Origin of the sequence: Pseudokineococcus marinus (assembly GCF_013004605.1) — a bacterium.
GTDB lineage: Bacteria > Actinomycetota > Actinomycetes > Actinomycetales > Quadrisphaeraceae > Pseudokineococcus > Pseudokineococcus marinus.
The window spans coordinates 1-1,683 of record NZ_JABEMA010000477.1; the positions used below are offsets into that span (position 1 = coordinate 1).

Consider the following 1,683-nt stretch of genomic DNA (forward strand, 5'->3'; position numbering starts at 1 on the left):
CGCGCGGGCCGCACCCGCGGCGTCGACGTCCTCGCCGTGGCGGGCGGGGACGGGACGGGCTCGCCCGAGCGCAACGGCTCGCCCCGGCCGCCGGACGGCGGCGACCGCGAGCGCGTCGTCCTCGGCGTCGTCTCCGCCGGCTTCGACGCCCTCGTCAACGAGCGCGCCAACGGCTGGCGCTGGCCCCGCGGGCGCGCCCGCTACGTCCTCGCCGTGGCGCGCGAGCTGCCCGTGCGGCCCCGCACGACGTACCGCCTCGTCGTCGACGGGGTGCCCGAGACGCGCGACGCCCTGCTCGTGGCGATGGCCAACACCTCGAGCTTCGGCGGCGGCATGCGCATCGCCCCCGACGCGGACGCGGGGGACGGGCACCTCGACCTCGTCGTCGTCGACCCGCTGCCCGCCTGGGAGATCGCCCGCGTCTTCCCCCGGGTCTTCTCCGGCACCCACGTCGACCACCCGGCGGTGAGCGTCCGGCGGGCGCGCAGCGTCGAGGTGGCCGTGGTGGAGGAGGACCGGGGACACGAGCACCGGGGGGACGAGCACCGGGAGGACGAGCACCGCAGGGGCGAGGAGCGCTCGGTCACCGGCCTGCCGGTCTACGGCGACGGGGAGCGGCTCGGCACGCTGCCCCTCGCCGTGCGGGTGCGCCCGAGGGGGCTGCGGGTCCTCGCCTAGGCTGGACGGCATGCCGTCGCGACGACAGCGCACGGGCGGGTCTCGCAGGGGCTCCGCCGCAGGGGCGCTCCCGGGAGGCGCGGGGGGCGTGGACGCCGACGTCGAGGAGCTGCCGCCCGCCGCGCGCTTCGCCGCAGCCCGGGCCCGTCGTGAGCGCGCCGGGGCGAGCAGTGCGGGGGCGAGCAGCGCGGGCGGCGCCGCGGCGGAGCCGACGGACTCCTACGGCGACGGGTACGGCTCGGAGCTGGCCCGCTTCCGCGACTCGCTGCCGTTCCGGCTCGACGACTTCCAGGTCCGCGGGTGCCGCGCGCTGGAGGCGGGCCGCGGCGTCCTCGTCGCCGCACCGACGGGCGCGGGCAAGACGGTCGTGGGCGAGTTCGCCGTCCACCTCGCCCTCGCCACCGGCCGCAAGGCCTTCTACACGACCCCGATCAAGGCGCTGAGCAACCAGAAGCACGCCGAGCTCGTCGAGCGCCACGGCGCCGACAAGGTCGGCCTGCTGACGGGCGACGTCGTCGTCAACGGCGACGCCCCGGTCGTCGTCATGACGACCGAGGTGCTGCGCAACATGCTCTACGCGCGCTCGGACGCCCTGCGCGGGCTCGGTTACGTCGTCATGGACGAGGTCCACTACCTCGCCGACCGCTTCCGGGGCCCGGTGTGGGAGGAGGTCATCCTCCACCTGCCGCAGGACGTCCTCATCGCCTCGCTGTCGGCGACGGTGAGCAACGCCGAGGAGTTCGGCGCCTGGCTCGACACGGTCCGCGGCGGCACCGAGGTCGTCGTCTCCGAGGTGCGGCCCGTCCCGCTGTGGCAGCACGTCCTCACCGGCCGGGCGGGGATGCTCGACCTCTTCGTCGGCGAGGCCGACCAGGCGGTCGCCGGCGGGTCGGTCGAGGCCGCCGAGGCCGGGGACGTGCGCCCCGCGGTCAACCCGGAGCTGCTCGCCGTCGCCCGCGACGAGGAGCGCAGCGCCCGCGCCCTCGGCGGCCGGGGCGCGCCCCC

1 protein-coding gene and 1 pseudogene are annotated in these 1,683 nt (G+C 77.3%); both read left to right on the forward strand.

Translation table 11 applies throughout. From position 1 onward, the window contains the following. A pseudogene (locus HLB09_RS16765) lies at positions 1-678 on the forward strand (hypothetical protein); the annotation flags it as partial. A gap of 10 nt (positions 679-688) precedes the next feature. Next, positions 689-1,683: DEAD/DEAH box helicase (locus tag HLB09_RS16770; RefSeq protein WP_212771288.1), on the forward strand; the 995-nt coding region annotated here is incomplete at its 3' end.